General features: G+C 62.3%; 15 protein-coding genes. 9 read left to right on the top strand and 6 right to left on the bottom strand.

Annotation, left to right across the window (positions count from 1 at the left end):
* The first annotated feature begins 13 nt into the window (after positions 1-13).
* The 3 genes from pdxJ (at position 14) to tadA (ending at position 2849) form a co-directional block, all read left to right on the top strand.
* Positions 14-757 (top strand): pyridoxine 5'-phosphate synthase, encoded by a 744-nt coding sequence (gene pdxJ / locus NVB75_RS25195; RefSeq protein ID WP_003210427.1) that lies wholly within the window; start codon positions 14-16, stop codon positions 755-757.
* A 218-nt stretch (positions 758-975) separates the two neighbouring features.
* Complete coding sequence (locus NVB75_RS25200) at positions 976-2358, top strand: multicopper oxidase family protein (protein ID WP_258343818.1); 1383 nt, start codon at positions 976-978, stop codon at positions 2356-2358.
* Positions 2358-2849 carry a tRNA adenosine(34) deaminase TadA gene (gene tadA, locus NVB75_RS25205; protein WP_076017602.1) on the top strand — a complete coding sequence of 164 codons (492 nt, stop codon included), beginning with the start codon at positions 2358-2360 and terminating at the stop codon, positions 2847-2849. The genes NVB75_RS25200 and tadA overlap by 1 nt, the downstream gene beginning before the upstream one ends.
* Positions 2850-2987: 138 nt before the next feature.
* Here the strand turns inward: tadA and cmoB are convergent, their stop codons facing one another.
* From cmoB to NVB75_RS25235, 6 genes are all read right to left on the bottom strand, one after another.
* Complete coding sequence (cmoB, locus tag NVB75_RS25210) at positions 2988-3944, bottom strand: tRNA 5-methoxyuridine(34)/uridine 5-oxyacetic acid(34) synthase CmoB (RefSeq protein ID WP_258343819.1); 957 nt, start codon at positions 3942-3944, stop codon at positions 2988-2990.
* Positions 3941-4684 carry a carboxy-S-adenosyl-L-methionine synthase CmoA gene (gene cmoA, locus NVB75_RS25215; protein ID WP_258343820.1) on the bottom strand — a complete coding sequence of 248 codons (744 nt, stop codon included), beginning with the start codon at positions 4682-4684 and terminating at the stop codon, positions 3941-3943. The genes cmoB and cmoA overlap by 4 nt, the downstream gene beginning before the upstream one ends.
* A 136-nt stretch (positions 4685-4820) precedes the next feature.
* Positions 4821-5465: a lysoplasmalogenase gene (locus NVB75_RS25220; RefSeq protein ID WP_258343821.1), complete on the bottom strand. Its 645-nt coding sequence runs from the start codon at positions 5463-5465 to the stop codon at positions 4821-4823.
* A 1-nt stretch (position 5466) separates the two neighbouring features.
* Positions 5467-5859 carry a protease inhibitor I42 family protein gene (locus NVB75_RS25225; RefSeq protein ID WP_010176924.1) on the bottom strand — a complete coding sequence of 131 codons (393 nt, stop codon included), beginning with the start codon at positions 5857-5859 and terminating at the stop codon, positions 5467-5469.
* 199 nt (positions 5860-6058) lie between these two features.
* Positions 6059-8479, bottom strand: a complete 2421-nt coding sequence (lon, locus tag NVB75_RS25230; protein WP_258343822.1) for an endopeptidase La — start codon at positions 8477-8479, stop codon at positions 6059-6061.
* A gap of 222 nt (positions 8480-8701) precedes the next feature.
* Entirely contained in the window at positions 8702-9691 is a 990-nt protein-coding gene (locus tag NVB75_RS25235) for a GntR family transcriptional regulator (RefSeq protein WP_258348732.1), read from the bottom strand.
* 336 nt (positions 9692-10027) lie between these two features.
* Here NVB75_RS25235 and NVB75_RS25240 point away from each other — a divergent pair, with 336 nt between their 5' ends.
* From NVB75_RS25240 to NVB75_RS25265, 6 genes are all read left to right on the top strand, one after another.
* Positions 10028-11371 carry an amidase gene (locus NVB75_RS25240; RefSeq protein ID WP_258343823.1) on the top strand — a complete coding sequence of 448 codons (1344 nt, stop codon included), beginning with the start codon at positions 10028-10030 and terminating at the stop codon, positions 11369-11371.
* An 11-nt stretch (positions 11372-11382) separates the two neighbouring features.
* Positions 11383-12261, top strand: coding sequence for a polysaccharide deacetylase (locus tag NVB75_RS25245; RefSeq protein WP_003210406.1), 879 nt, complete (start codon positions 11383-11385; stop codon positions 12259-12261).
* A 178-nt stretch (positions 12262-12439) separates the two neighbouring features.
* Positions 12440-13780, top strand: a complete 1341-nt coding sequence (locus tag NVB75_RS25250; protein WP_017476084.1) for an MFS transporter — start codon at positions 12440-12442, stop codon at positions 13778-13780.
* Between the two features lie 11 nt (positions 13781-13791).
* Entirely contained in the window at positions 13792-14553 is a 762-nt protein-coding gene (locus NVB75_RS25255) for an SDR family NAD(P)-dependent oxidoreductase (protein ID WP_258343824.1), read from the top strand.
* A 161-nt stretch (positions 14554-14714) separates the two neighbouring features.
* A complete protein-coding gene (locus NVB75_RS25260; protein ID WP_258343825.1) occupies positions 14715-15464 on the top strand; it encodes an SDR family NAD(P)-dependent oxidoreductase in 750 nt (249 codons plus the stop codon).
* 13 nt (positions 15465-15477) lie between these two features.
* A complete protein-coding gene (locus tag NVB75_RS25265) occupies positions 15478-15780 on the top strand; it encodes a hypothetical protein (RefSeq protein ID WP_076017591.1) in 303 nt (100 codons plus the stop codon).
* Positions 15781-15875: the final 95 nt, after the last annotated feature.

Below are 15875 nucleotides of genomic sequence, written 5' to 3' on the forward strand. Positions count from 1 at the left end.
AGGAGCGCTTTTCGTGACCACCAGCAATCGCATTCTTCTCGGCGTGAACATCGACCACGTAGCCACCCTGCGCCAGGCCCGGGGCACCCGTTACCCGGACCCGGTCAAGGCCGCGCTGGACGCCGAAGAAGCGGGCGCCGACGGCATCACCGTGCACCTGCGCGAAGACCGCCGCCACATCCAGGAGCGCGACGTGCTGCTGCTCAAGGACGTGCTGCAAACCCGCATGAACTTCGAAATGGGCGTCACTGAAGAAATGATGGCGTTCGCCGAGCGCATCCGCCCGGCGCATATCTGCCTGGTGCCGGAAACCCGCCAGGAACTGACCACCGAAGGCGGCCTCGATGTGGCTGGCCAGGAAGCGCGGATCAAGGCTGCGGTAGAGCGCCTGTCGAAGATCGGCAGTGAAGTCTCGCTGTTCATCGACGCCGACGAGCGCCAGATCGAAGCTTCGCGCCGCGTCGGCGCCCCGGCCATCGAACTGCACACCGGCCGTTACGCCGACGCCACTACGCCGACTGAAGTTGCCGACGAATTGCAACGCATCATCGACGGCGTCAACTGCGGCCTGGGTGAAGGCCTGATCGTCAACGCCGGCCACGGCCTGCATTACCACAACGTCGAAGCCGTGGCTGCGATCAAGGGCATCAACGAGCTGAACATCGGCCATGCGCTGGTGGCGCACGCGCTGTTCGTCGGCTTCAAAGGCGCTGTCGCCGAGATGAAAGCCTTGATTCTGGCCGCTGCCAAACATTAAAAGAGCGCCGAAGACCCAATGTGGGAGCGGGCTTGCTCGCGAAGGCGGTGGGTCTGTTACTCATGCATCGTCTGACACGCCGCTTTCGCGAGCAAGCCCGCTCCCACACAAGCCCGCTCCCACATGTGGCAATGCGAACCCTTACTGTTTAGGTGATGCCGGTGTATGGTATCTGCCCTTTGCGGGTCTCGGACCCGCCGCAGATACGTGAGGTTGCTGTGTCCCAATCGTTTTCCCGTCGACAAATCCTGGGTGGTCTTGCCGGTCTCGCGGTAGTGGGCGTCGGTGCCGGTGGTGCTTACCGCTATTGGCTGGGCAAGGTCGCCGAGGCTGAGGCGGGGCATGATTACGAGTTGATCGCCGCGCCGCTGGACGTGGAACTGGTGCCGGGGCACAAGACCCAAGCCTGGGCGTTCGGCCCTTCGGCGCCGGGGACCGAGTTGCGGGTGCGTCAGGGTGAATGGCTGCGGGTGCGCTTTATCAACCACCTGCCGGTCGCCACCACCATTCACTGGCATGGCATTCGCCTGCCGCTGGAAATGGACGGCGTGCCGTACGTCTCGCAACTGCCGGTACTGCCGGGCGAATACTTCGACTACAAATTCCGCGTGCCCGATGCCGGCAGCTATTGGTATCACCCCCACGTGAACAGCAGCGAAGAACTGGGCCGTGGCCTGGTGGGCCCGCTGATCATCGAAGAGCGTGAACCCACCGGCTTCAAACACGAACGCACCTTGAGCCTGAAAAGCTGGCACGTGGACGAAGAGGGCGCCTTTGTGGCCTTCAGCATCCCGCGTGAAGCGGCCCGTGGCGGCACCGCCGGGCGCCTGTCGACCATCAACGGTGTTTCTCAGGCGGTGATCGATCTGCCGGCCGGGCAGATTACCCGCGTGCGCCTGCTCAACCTCGATAACACCCTGACGTATCGCATCAACATCCCCGACGTTGAAGCGCAGATCTATGCCCTGGACGGCAACCCCATCGAACCACGCCCGCTGGGCAAGGAATACTGGCTCGGCCCCGGCATGCGCATCTGCCTGGCGATCAAGGCGCCGGCGGCCGGTGAAGAACTGTCGATCCGCAACGGCCCGGTACGCCTGGGCACCTTCCGCTCGGTGGCCAGCACCGACACGGCGACCGAATGGCCGCCTGCGTTGCCCGCCAACCCGATTGCCGAGCCAGACCTGGCCAACGCCGAGAAACTCAACTTCAATTTCGAATGGGTGGGATCGGTCTCGGTGAACGTGGACAATGGCAAGCCGCCGAGCCTGTGGCAGATCAATGGCCAAGCCTGGGACATCACCGACAAGACCTGCGCCGACCGCCCGATTGCCAAGCTGGAGAAGGGTAAGAGCTACATTTTCGAATTGAAGAACATGACCCAGTACCAACACCCGATCCACCTGCACGGCATGAGTTTCAAGGTCATCGCCTCGAACCGCCACAAGGTGATTCCGTACTTCACCGACACCTACCTGCTGGGCAAGAACGAACGTGCCCGGGTGGCGCTGGTGGCGGATAACCCGGGTGTCTGGATGTTCCACTGCCATGTGATCGACCACATGGAAACCGGCCTGATGGCCGCCATCGAGGTGGCGTGATGCGCCAGTTTCGCCCCACGGCGATTATCGACCGCAGCCGCGACCAGGATTTCATGCGTGAAGCGCTGACCCTGGCCGCCCAAGGCGCCGCGCTGGGGGAAGTGCCGGTGGGCGCGGTGCTGGTGCAGGATGGAGAAATCATCGGGCGTGGCTTCAACTGTCCCATCAGCGGCAACGACCCCAGCGCGCATGCCGAGATGGTCGCGATCCGGGCCGCGGCCCAGGCCGTCAGCAATTATCGGCTGCCGGGCAGCACGCTCTACGTCACGCTGGAGCCGTGCAGCATGTGCGCCGGGCTGATCGTGCATTCACGGATTGCCCGGGTGGTGTACGGCGCGCTGGAGCCGAAAGCCGGGATCGTACAAAGCCAGGGGCAGTTTTTTACCCAGGGCTTTCTCAATCATCGGGTGCTGTATGAAGGCGGGGTGTTGGCCGAAGAGTGCGGGACGGTGTTGAGCGAATTCTTCAAGGCACGAAGAGCCAAAGGCTGACGCGATACCCTGTGGCGAGGGAGCTTGCTCCCGCTGGGCTGCGTAGCGGCCCCAAGATCTGGGGAGCGCTGCGCACTCCAGCGGGAGCAAGCTCCCTCGCCACAACAGCAGTCTTATTTCTTCAACACAACAGCAGGGTTACTTGCGGGCGACGATGACTGCCCGCATCGGCGCCGGCAGCCCTTCGATGGTCTTGCTGTGATCCTCCGGGTCCAGGAAGTCGCTGAGGGACTGATACTTCATCCACTCCGTGCCGCGCTGTTCCTCGACCGTGGTCACGCTCACGTCCACACAGCGCACATCACTGAAGCCCGCGCGGCGCAGCCACAGCATCAGCGCCGGTACCGACGGCAGGAACCACACGTTGCGCATTTGCGCGTAACGGTCTTCCGGCACCAGCACCTGCTGCTGATCGCCTTCAACCACCAGCGTCTCCAGCACCAACTCACCGCCCTTGACCAAGCAATCCTTCAACGCCAGCAAATGCTCGATTGGCGAACGGCGGTGGTAAAACACGCCCATGGAAAATACGGTATCGAAGCCTTCCATATTCGGCGGCAGATCTTCAAACGGGAACGGCAGGTGCCAGGCCTTTGGCTCAGGCAAGTAGCGCTGCACCGCCTGGAACTGGCAAAAGAACAGCCAGTTCGGGTCGACGCCAATCACGCTGTCCGCGCCGGCGCCGAGCATGCGCCACATGTAATAGCCGTTGCCGCAACCCACATCGAGGATGCGCTTGCCCTTGAGATCCAGGTGCGGCGCGACCCGCGACCACTTCCAGTCAGAGCGCCATTCGGTGTCCACGTGCACGCCGAACAGATCAAACGGGCCCTTGCGCCACGGGCACAAGCCCATCAGCGCGGTGCGCATTTGCGCACGGGTTTCATCGTCGCAATCGGTGTCGAGCACCAGGCCATTGAGCAGGTCAATGTCGCAGGGCATGATCTTTGGCAGCGCATCCAGCGCGCTCTGCCAGCGCTCCAGGTCGCCATGACCTTTTTCCATCTTCGCATCGAGTTGCGCTTGCAGGCCCTGGGCCCAAACGGCCAGGGGAGTGCCGACCAGATGGCGGGCTAGGGGAGACAGATCAATCATGGCAAGGCAATCAACGAGGCAAAGTTAAGACACTGGAACCACGGCACGACTTTCGAGAACCCGGCCGCCAGCAGGCGTTCGCGGTGTTCTTCGAGGCTGTCGGGCTTCATGACGTTTTCGATGGCGCTGCGCTTCTGGGCGATTTCCAGTTCGCTGTAGCCGTTGGCGCGTTTGAAGGCGATGTGCAAATCGGTGAGCAGCGTGTGTTCTTCAGGATCATTGAAGCGCAGCTTTTCCGAAAGGATCAGCGCGCCGCCCGGCAGCAGCGATTGGCGAATGCGCGAGAGCAACGCCTGGCGTTGTTCGGGGGCGATAAATTGCAGGGTGAAGTTCAGCGCCACCACCGAAGCCGGCTGGAATTGCAGCGCGAGGATATCGCCCTCGATCACCTCCACTGGCAGCAACTCTTGGAACATCGAATCCTGGCCATTGAGGTATTCGCGGCAACGCTCGACCATCGCCGCCGAGTTATCCACCGCGATCACCCGGCAACCGTCGGTGCGCACGTGACGGCGCAGGGCCTGAGTCACCGCGCCGAGGGATGAACCGAGGTCGTAGAGCACGCTATTGGGCTGGGCAAACTGCGCCGCGAGTACGCCGAGGTTCTCGACGATGGTCGGGTAACCGGGCACCGAGCGCTTGATCATGTCCGGGAAAACCCGCACCACGTCTTCGTTGAAGGCGAAGTCCGGCACCTGGGGCAGGGGCTGGGCGAATAGGCGATCGGGTTCTTTGCTCACGGCTGTTCCGGCGACGAAGGGGGAAAGCCCGGCATTTTAGCGTAGGAGCTGGCGTGCCGGCGATGTTCGTTAACGATGACGCGGACTTTCTGGATGAGCGCGGCAACTGTGGGTTTTTTCGCTGGCAAGCCAGCTCCTACAGGTTGACGGGTTTTTTCTGAGGAAAGGAAGAGGCCGTAATGCCCCACTGCCCCAGCCAATAACTGACGATCAGCAAATACGGCGCCGCTTCAAACGAAACCACAAACCGATTGATCCCAATCAGCGTGTCGGAAAACACGAACGACACTGCGCCTGCCGCCGCCAAGTACGCCGAGCGCTTGGGCACATCGCTGCCCAATCGTGCCAGCGCTCGCCACAGCATCGCGCTGATCACCAGTGCATAAACCACCACCGGCACCAGCAATGGGCCCAGGCCATGGGAAATCAGGATGCTCAGCAAGATCGCACCCACCGCCAGCGCCAACACCAGCGGCAAAATGGCCGGGCGGCGGCAGTCGCTCAAGTAGGCTTTCAGGTACGCCAGGTGCGCGAACAAAAATGCCCCCAGGCCGAAGATGAACAAGTCGCCGGGCCAGGCCAGCAGTACATCGCCCACCAGGGAAAAAATCAGCCCCAGGCTGATCCAGCGTCGATAGTCGGTAGGCGGCGCATCATGCAGCCAGCCCAGCAGCGCCAGTACCGGCAATGGCTTTACCAACAGGCAGAGCAGGGCTGCGTGGGTGCTCAGGCCGTAGATAAAGGTCACCGCCCCCATCAACGCAAGGATCATCCATGGCATATCAGTTCACCGTAATGGCGCAGTCGAAGGTTTCGGCCGGTTCTGCTTCCGGCTCCCAGGGTTGTTGTGAGGTGAGGCGCAAACGGCCCTGGCCTGCATTGAAGGCCTGGAAGCGCCAGGTGGATTGACCGCCACTGCCGACCACGCCGGTGTCTTCGGTGTTGCTGTAGACCTCGGGGCTCAGGCTGCGCAGCACGCCGCCGGCGGAATCCTGGATGGCCCAGCGGTAACCGGTGGTGGGATTGCTGGGCAGGGTCAGGATCAGGTTTTGCCCGGTCTTGAGTTGCAGTGGGCAAGCGCTCTGTTTTTCCACGGTGACGTTTTGCTTCGGCGCACTGGCGCAGGCGGCGAGCAGGCAAAGGCTCAGGGGGAGAAGCAGGCGGGCAGCGGTCATGGGGGCTCCGTTGTTTGACGACGAAGGGCGAGCATAACCGAAGATGAGACAAGGTGTGACAGATGGCGTTGTGTTGGCTGCACCGGCCTCTTCGCGAGCAAGCCCGCTCCCACATTCGACCGCATTCCGAAGGACGGACTCGGTCAAGTGTGGGAGCGGGCTTGCTCGCGAAGAGGCCAGCTCAAGCACTACATAACTATCAGAACAGCACCTTCGCCACATCCGCAAAGCGCTTGGCAAAGTGCACCGTCATCCCTTCCTTCAGGTACTCCGGCAGCTCTTCAAAGCTCCCCCGGTTAGGCTCCGGCAAGATCAGTTCGTGAATCTTCTGGCGCCGCGCCGCAATCACCTTCTCGCGGACCCCGCCAATCGGCAGCACATGCCCGGTCAATGTCAGCTCACCGGTCATCGCCACGCCTTTTTTCGGCGGCTGGTTACGTGCCAGGGACAGCAGCGCACTGGCCATGGTCACGCCCGCGCTCGGGCCATCTTTTGGCGTGGCACCTTCCGGCACGTGCAGGTGCACGAAGGCTTCGTCGAAGAATTTCGGGTCACCGCCAAACGACTTCAGGTTGGAGCTGATGTAGCTGTAGGCAATCTCGGCCGATTCTTTCATCACGTCACCCAGTTGCCCGGTGAGTTTGAAGCCACGGTTGAGAGTGTGAATGCGCGTCGCCTCGATCGGCAGGGTCGCGCCGCCCATGCTGGTCCAGGCCAGGCCGGTGATCACACCGGTGCCCGACAGCACTTGCTCGTTACGGAACACCGGCATCCCCAGGGAGGTTTCCAGGTCCTTGTTGCCGATCTTGATCACCGAGTCCGGCTCATCCAGCAGCTTGACTACTGCCTTGCGCACCAGTTTGCCCAGCTGTTTCTCCAGCTGGCGCACCCCGGCTTCGCGAGCGTAACCATCGATCAGCGCGCGCAGGGCGCCGTCGCTGATGGACAGGCTGTTTTTCGACACACCGGCTTTTTCCAGCTGCTTGGGCCACAGGTGCCGCTTGGCAATCGCGACCTTTTCTTCGGTGATGTAGCCCGACAGGCGAATCACTTCCATCCGGTCCAGCAACGGGCCGGGGATCGAGTCCAGGGTATTGGCGGTGCACACGAACAGCACTTTGGACAGGTCCAGGCGCAGGTCCAAGTAGTGGTCGAGGAATTCGACGTTCTGTTCCGGGTCGAGGGTTTCGAGCAGCGCCGAGGCAGGGTCGCCCTGGTAGCTCTGGCCCATCTTGTCGATCTCGTCGAGCATGATCACCGGGTTCATCACTTCCACATCTTTGAGGGCTTGCACCAGCTTGCCCGGCATCGCGCCGATGTAGGTGCGGCGATGGCCCTTGATCTCGGCCTCGTCGCGCATGCCGCCGACGCTGAAGCGGTAGAACGGGCGACCCAAAGATTCGGCAATCGATTTTCCGACACTGGTCTTGCCCACGCCCGGCGGGCCCACCAGCAACACGATGGAACCGGCGACTTCGCCTTTATAGGCGCCCACCGCAAGGAATTCGAGGATGCGACTCTTGATGTCGTCCAGGCCGGCGTGGTGCTTGTCGAGCACTTTGCGGGCGTGTTTCAGGTCGAGTTTGTCCTCGCCATACACGCCCCATGGCACCGAGGTGGCCCAGTCCAGGTAGTTGCGGGTAACCGCATACTCCGGCGACCCGGTTTCGAGGATCGACAGCTTGTTCATTTCTTCGCTGATGCGTTTCTGCGCCTGGGCCGGCAGCACCTTGTCCACCAGGCGTTGTTCGAACTGCTCGACATCGGCGCTGCGATCGTCCTTGGTCAGCCCCAGTTCCTGCTGGATGACCTTGAGTTGTTCCTTGAGGAAGAACTCGCGCTGGTGCTCGCCGATCTTGCGGTTCACTTCGGCGGAGATTTCTTTTTGCAGGCGCGCGACTTCGACTTCCTTGCGCAGCATCGGCAAGACTTTTTCCATGCGCTTGAGCATGGGCACGCAGTCCAGCACTTGCTGCAGCTCATTGCCGGTGGCCGAGGTGAGGGCGGCGGCGAAGTCGGTCAGCGGTGACGGATCGTTGGGGCTGAAGCGGTTGAGGTAGTTCTTCAGCTCTTCGCTGTACAGCGGATTGAGCGGCAGCAGTTCCTTGATCGCATTGATCAGCGCCATGCCGTAAGCCTTGACCTCATCGGTCGGCTGGGTCGGCTGGTGCGGGTATTCGACCTCCACCAGGTACGGTGGGCGGTGGTGCTTGAGCCAGGTCTTGATCCGCACGCGGGTCAGGCCCTGGGCGACGAATTGCAGCTTGCCGTTTTCGCGACTGGCGTGATGCACCTTCACCAGGGTGCCGTACAGCGGCAGGCTGGAGGTGTCGAAGTGGCGCGGATCTTCAGGCGGGGTTTCCATGAAGAACAGGGCCAGGGAGTGGTGGTCGGATTTGCTCACCAGCTCCAGGGTTTCGGCCCACGGCTCTTCATTGACGATCACCGGCAACACTTGCGCCGGGAAGAACGGCCGATTGTGGATCGGGATGATGTAGACCTTGTCGGGCAGGTTTTGCCCTGGCAGGGCCAGGCCAGTGTTGGCGGAAGTGTGTTCAGCGTTTTCCGGGTCGGCGTAGTCGTTGAGGTCGATGTCCGGGAATTCTTGCTGGTCGCTCATGGGGCACCTGCATAAGGAAGTATGCAGGTTAGATGGGGCAGGTCGGCCGTGGTTTCAATGGGTGGGGTGAGATAGCAACATATTGCACAATATTTTCAAAAGCGCCGCTGAACAACTGTGGGAGCGGGCTTGCTCGCGAATGCGCCCTGTCAGTCAATGCATCTGTGACTGATGCACCCCATTCGCGAGCAAGCCCGCTCCCACATTTTCGATTGCATTTCGTCAGCTGAGTTTGTGCAAGTAGGCCGGTAGAGGTTGTTCGGGCAGCACCGACAGCACCTTCAAACGCTGCAACATCCGCTGCCGGGCCCGTTGCAGGTGCTCGCGCAGGTTCAGTGCGGCGGCGTCGAAGGCGCCATGCAGCAACAGCTCAAGGATCAGCCGGTGCTCGGCCAGCATCGCCGGATCGGCACCAATCCCCAGCAGGCGGTAGAAAATCCGGCTGATGATCATCGGGCTCTGGCCCTGGCGAATCAGCGCGGCGATCTTGCGGTTTTGCAGCCCCGCCAGGCAGTGCTGGTGCAGGTCTTCCTCGATTTGCTCGATTTCTTCCAGGCTGCAATGGGCGCTGTCCTGGGCATCGAGCACCCGTTGCAACATGGCTTGCAGCAGGTCGCGGTCGAGGTTTGGCGCGCTCTGGCGCAGGGCTTCCGGCTCCAGGCAGGCGCGCAGTTCGTAGTCTTCGGTGACTTCCCGGGCGGTCAGTGGCCCGGCCAGCCATTGGGAATAGGGTTCCTTTTCCACCAGGCCACGGTCTCGCAGGCGCATGAGCGCTTCACGCACCACCGCTCGGCTGACGTTGTAGTGCTCGGCCGCGGCTTGTTCATCGAGGCGGTAATGCCCGAAGGCGATGCAGGTCGAGAGCGCTGCGCCGATCTCATCGACGATTCGCTCCCCCAGTGGCCGGGTGTCCACCAATTCATCTTCACCGTTGAGGCCCAGGTGCGCATGGCTCAGGGGTAGGCGCAGCGGCTCCATGTCCAGGCCGTCGGGGTTGATCAGGTAACCCCGGCCATCGAAGCGGCAGATCAACCCTTCGTCATGCAACAGGTTCAGGGCTTTGCGCACCGGCACCCGGCTGGTGCCGAACAGCTCGGCCAGCGGCGCTTCCAGCAACACCAGTCCATGGCGGGCAGTGCCGTGGGTGATGGCGTCGCGCAAAACCTGGTGAATCATCGCGTAACGGGAAGCCGAGGCTGACACTGCTTTCATCGGGTTCTCTGGAGCAAACGGGTCGGTGGCCGGGGATTCTCTCATAGTTGCGCCTGTCACTCTGCGCCACGTCGGTGGCACTTTTTTGGGGCCTTCAGAGGAGGGTTGTTACTTTTCTGCACCAAAATGTACTTATTAATAAAAGATACATTATTTCATTGTGGGCGATCGTTAAACGCCAGCCTGTATTTCTTTTGATGTCTTAAACCCATCTAGGCCGTGTGTCTGCTTCAAGTCGCCCGACATGACCAACGCGGCGTCCACAAGACTGGCACGAAAGCTGCCTTTGTAAAATGTACATTTTATTAATATGTACGTTTTTAAAAGGTCATTCCCATGTCAGACGCCACTTCACTGGCCGAGGATTTTGCCAGCGGTCGCAGCGACCCGGTGCAGGCCCTCGAACAGGCACTTGCTCACGCGGGCAAAGTCCCCAGCGTATTCATCTCCCTGACCGCCGAGCGTGCCCGCCGAGAGGCCGAAGCGTCCGCTGCCCGGTGGCGGGCCGGCCAGCCGTTGAGCGTGTTCGACGGCGTGCCCCTGGCCTGGAAAGATCTGTTTGATGTGGCCGGCAGCATTACCACGGCGGGCGCGGCCTATCGCAGCCACGCGCCAGCCGCCTTGCTGGACGCGCCGAGCGTTGGCCTGTTGTGCCGCGCCGGCATGGTCAGCGTCGGCAAGACCAACCTCAGCGAGCTGGCGTATTCCGGCCTGGGCCTGAACCCGCATTTCGGCACGCCGCACAACCCGAGCAGCGTTGATCAACCGCGTATTCCCGGCGGCTCATCGTCCGGTTCAGCCGTCGCCGTGGCGGCCGGCATCGTACCGATCGCCATGGGCACCGACACTGCTGGCTCCATCCGTATTCCCGCTGCGCTGAATGGCGTAGTGGGTTATCGCAGCAGTTGCCGGCGCTACAGCCGCGACGGCGTTTTTCCGCTGGCTCACACCCTCGACAGCCTCGGCCCGCTGACCCGCAGTGTGCGCGATGCACTGGCCATCGACGACCTGCTCAATGGTCGCGAGCAGCGCCCGCCACGCCAGCCCCGCAGCCTCAATGGCCAGCGGTTCTGGGTCGAGCAAAGTGTGCTGGAAGACGCACGGGTTGAACCTGCGGTGCGCGACAATCTGCAACGTTGTGTGGACCGATTGAAGGCAGACGGCGCGCTGATTGACGTGCGCCCCTCGAAGACCTTCCAGGCCACCTTGGATCTGATCCAGCACCAAGGCTGGCTTGGCGCTTTCGAAGCCTTCGCCCTCCACGAAGCGCTGCTCGACAGCCCTGATGCCGAGCAACTCGACCCCCGCGTACGCCGTCGCCTTGAAGCGGCCCGCACGCTGCCAGCCAGCCAACTGCTGGCGCTGTACGACGCCCGTCGTCGTCTGCAACAGCAACTTGTCGACGAACTCGACGGCGCGATCCTCATCACCCCCACCGTGGCCCATGTGGCACCGGCCCTGGCGCCGTTGGAATCTGATTTTGAACTGTTCGTCAGCACCAACCTCGCCACCTTGCGCCTGACCATGCCCGGCAGCCTGCTGGACATGCCCGGCGTCAGTCTGCCCAGCGGCCGCGATGCCCTGGGTTTGCCCACTGGTTTGCTGCTCAGCGCCCCCAGCGGCGAAGACGCGCGCCTGCTTCGGGCCGCGCTGTCAGTCGAAACCGCACTCACTTTTTAAGGAGACACATCATGGCTAAAGACATCCTCTGTGCATTTGGCGTCGACGTCGACGCGGTCGCCGGCTGGCTCGGTTCCTACGGTGGCGAAGACTCCCCGGACGACATTTCCCGTGGCCTGTTCGCCGGTGAAATCGGTGCGCCACGCCTGCTCAAATTGTTCGAGCGCTACGGCCTGCGCACCACCTGGTTTATTCCCGGCCACTCGATGGAAACCTTCCCCGAGCAGATGAAAGCGGTGGCCGACGCCGGCCACGAAATCGGCGTGCACGGTTACAGCCACGAAAACCCGATTGCGATGACGGCCGAGCAGGAAGAAATCGTCCTCGACAAGTCCATCGAACTGATCACCCAGGTCACCGGCAAACGCCCCACCGGCTACGTCGCGCCGTGGTGGGAGTTCAGCAAAGTCACCAACGAACTGCTGCTGAAAAAAGGCATCAAGTACGACCACAGCCTGATGCATAACGACTTCCACCCGTACTACGTGCGCAAGGGCGACACCTGGACCAAGATCGACTACAGCCAACACCCCGACACCTGGATGAAACCCCTGGTGCGCGGCGAAGAAACCGACCTGGTGGAGATCCCGGCCAACTGGTACCTCGACGACCTGCCGCCAATGATGTTCATCAAGAAAGCCCCCAACAGCCACGGCTTCGTCAACCCGCGTCACCTCGAAGAAATGTGGCGCGACCAGTTCGACTGGGTCTACCGCGAGCACGAACACGCGGTGTTCACCATGACCATCCACCCCGACGTTTCCGGCCGCCCGCAAGTGCTGCTGATGCTTGAGCGGCTGATCGAACATATCCAGAGCCATGCCGGCGTGCGCTTCGTCACCTTCGACGAAATCGCCGATGACTTTATCCGCCGCCAACCGCGTACCTGAACTGCCCAACTGTTGCAGGAGCGAGCTTGCTCTCGAAAACCGTCAACGATAACGCGGCCCGTCTGGTTAAAACGGGGCGTTCTCAGGTTTTTCGCGAGCAAGCTCGCTCCTACAGTCGGGCCAACCGCGTACCTGACACCCGTACCTAAACCCTGGCCAACCTCCCGAGGCGCGATTCATGTCTATCTACAACAAGCTTGATCTGACTGGCTGGAAACCCCGGCAACTGACGCCCAAGGAAGTGCGTTTCGCCACCTGGATCGCGTTTTTCGCCTGGGTGTTTGCGGTGTATGACTTCATTCTTTTCGGCACCTTGCTGCCGGAAATCGGGCGGCACTTTAATTGGGGTGAAGTGGAGCAAGCGCAGATAGCGACCTGGGTGGCGGTCGGCACCGCCGTGGTCGCGTTGGCCATCGGTCCGATCGTGGACAAGCTGGGCCGGCGCAAAGGGATTATTTTCACCGTGGCCGGTTCGGCGATCTGCTCGGCGCTCACCGCCATTGGCGGCGCGTGGGGCAAGTCGTCGTTGATCCTGATTCGTTCGCTGGGCGGCCTGGGTTATGCCGAGGAAACCGTCAACGCCACTTACCTGAGCGAACTGTACGCTGCCTCGGATGATCCGAAATTGGCCAAGCGTCGCGGCTTTATCTACAGCCTGGTGCAAGGCGGCTGGCCGGTGGGCGCGTTGATCGCGGCAGGTTTGACCGCGCTGTTGTTGCCGGTGATTGGCTGGCAGGGTTGCTTCGTGTTTGCGGCGATCCCGGCGATTGTGATTGCGGTCATGGCGCGCAAGCTCAAGGAGAGCCCGCAGTTTCAGATTCACCAACGCATCAGCGAGCTGCGCAAAAGCGGCTCGGTGAAGGAAGCACAAAACGTCGCCGTGACCTACGGCGTGGACTATGACGAACACAGCAAGGCCGGCCTCAAGGCCGCCTTCCGTGGCCCGGCCCGCCGTGCAACCTTGGTGATTGGTGCGGCGCTGTTGCTCAACTGGGCCGCGATTCAGGTGTTCAGCGTGTTGGGTACGTCGGTGATCGTCAGCGTGCACCACATCTCGTTCGAGAACTCGCTGATCATCCTCGTGCTGTCGAACCTGGTGGGTTACTGCGGCTACCTCAGCCACGGCTGGATGGGCGACAAGATCGGTCGTCGCAACGTCATCGGCCTGGGCTGGATGCTCGGCGGGCTGTCGTTTGCCGGGATGCTGTTTGGCCCGAGCAACATGGCGATGGTGGTCGGGCTCTACAGCCTGGGCCTGTTCTTCCTGATCGGGCCGTACTCGGCGGCGCTGTTTTTCATCAGTGAAAGTTTCCCCACCAGCATCCGTGCCACCGGTGGCGCGATCATCCATGCCATGGGGCCGATTGGGGCCGTGGTCGCCGGGTTTGGCGCGACCCAAGTGTTGTCGGCCGGCAGCGACTGGCAGACCGCTGCGCTGTGGTTCGGCGCGCTGCCGTGCTTCCTGTCCGGTGCGTTGATGTTTGCCGCGCGCCATGTGCGTCCGGAAACCGTCCAGTAAGGAGTTTTTTGATGAGTCGTAAAGTTGCATTGATTACCGGTGCCGCCAGCGGCATCGGCCAGGCCCTCGCGGTGGCATACGCCCGCAGCGGCGTGGCGGTGGTGGGCGGGTATTACCCGGCCGATCCCCATGACCCGCATCACACGGTTGCGCAGGTGGAAGAAGCCGGCGGTGAATGCCTGATGTTGCCGCTGGACGTGGGCGATACCGCGTCGGTGGATAACCTGGCTGCGCAGGCGGTCCAGCACTTCGGTCGCCTCGATTACGCGGTGGCCAACGCCGGATTGTTACGCCGTGCGCCACTGCTGGAGATGACTGACGCGCTGTGGAACGAGATGCTCAACGTCGACCTGACGGGGGTGATGCGCACCTTCCGCGCGGCGACCCGGCACATGCATGAAGGCGGCGCGCTGGTGGCGATTTCGTCGATTGCCGGTGGCGTGTATGGCTGGCAGGAGCACGCGCACTATGCGGCCGCCAAGGCCGGCGTGCCGGGGTTGTGTCGGTCGCTGGCGGTGGAATTGGCGCCGTTGGGGATTCGTTGCAACGCGGTGATTCCGGGGTTGATCGAGACGCCCCAGTCGCTGGACGCGAAGAACTCCCTGGGGCCGGAAGGGCTGGCGAAAGCGGCGCGGGCGATTCCGCTGGGCCGGGTAGGGCGGGCGGATGAAGTCGCGTCTCTGGTGCGTTTTCTGACCAGTGAGGAATCGAGCTACCTGACCGGGCAGAGCATTGTGATTGATGGTGGCTTGACCGTGCGCTGGCCGGATTAACCCCCAGTTTTAAGCCGGACTCGCTCCAAATGTGGGAGCGGGCTTGCTCGCGAATGCGGTGGATCAGTTCCGCATGTATTGGCTGGCACTCCGCTTTCGCGAGCAAGCCCGCTCCCACATTTTTGACCGCGTTCGCCGTTTGATTATTTGAGGAGTTCACCATGCCCCAGCTCTCTAACCGCCGTGCCGTGATCACCGGTGCCGGCAGCGGCATCGGCGCCGCCATCGCCCGTGCCTACGCCGTCGAAGGCGCGCGCCTGTTGCTGGCCGACCGCGACGCCGCCGCCCTCGCCGAAACCGCCATCACTTGCCGTAACCTCGGCGCCGAAGTCCTCGAGTGCGTGGCGGATGTCGGCACCGTCGACGGCGCCCAGGCCAGCGTCGATGCCTGCGTCACCCACTACGGTGGTATCGATATCCTGGTCAACAACGCCGGCATGCTGACCCAGGCCCGGTGCGTCGACCTGACCATGGACATGTGGAACGACATGCTGCGGGTCGACCTCACCAGCGTTTTCGTCGCCAGCCAGCGCGCCTTGCCCCACATGATTGGCCAGCGCTGGGGCCGGATCATCAATATCGCCTCGCAACTGGGGATCAAGGGCGGCGCCGAGTTGACGCACTATGCAGCGGCGAAGGCTGGCGTGATCGGCTTCACCAAATCCCTCGCGCTGGAAGTGGCCAAGGACAACGTGCTGGTCAACGCCATTGCGCCCGGTCCGATTGAGACGCCTTTGGTAGGCGGCATCAGCGACACCTGGAAACGCGCCAAGGCCGCCGAGCTGCCGCTGGGCCGTTTCGGCCAGGCGGATGAAGTCGCGCCGACCGCGGTGCTGCTGGCCAGTGAGCCCGGCGGCAACCTGTTCGTCGGCCAGACCCTGGGCCCGAACTCCGGCGATGTCATGCCATGAGCGGGCACTAAGCATGTGCGGACTTTGCGGCCTGCTGGGCGAAGACCTGCACTGGAGCGATCCCTTGGGCGATGAGCTGCCCCGTCGCCGCGAACGCCTGCGCCGCATCGCGGCGATCAACCAGGTGCTGGCGGTGTTCCGGCTCAAGGTTGAAGACTTCCAGGGCGCGTCCTATCTGCTGCTGGGCGCCACCGGTAAACAGGAACTGGCCAGCGGCCTGGATCAGCTGTGGCGGGCGGCAGAGACCATGCTCGGTCGGCCGCTGGATCCTCTTGACCCCAAATTACTCGACCATTTGGAACAGGGCCTTCTGTAGGAGCGAGCTTGCTCGCGAAAAAATGTCAACGATAACGCGCACTCTCTGGTTGAACGCGGCGTTCTCAGGTTTTTCGCGAGCAAGCTCGCTCCTAC

Source organism: Pseudomonas sp. CBS, from assembly GCF_024734645.1.
In the GTDB taxonomy this organism is placed as follows: Bacteria; Pseudomonadota; Gammaproteobacteria; order Pseudomonadales; family Pseudomonadaceae; genus Aquipseudomonas.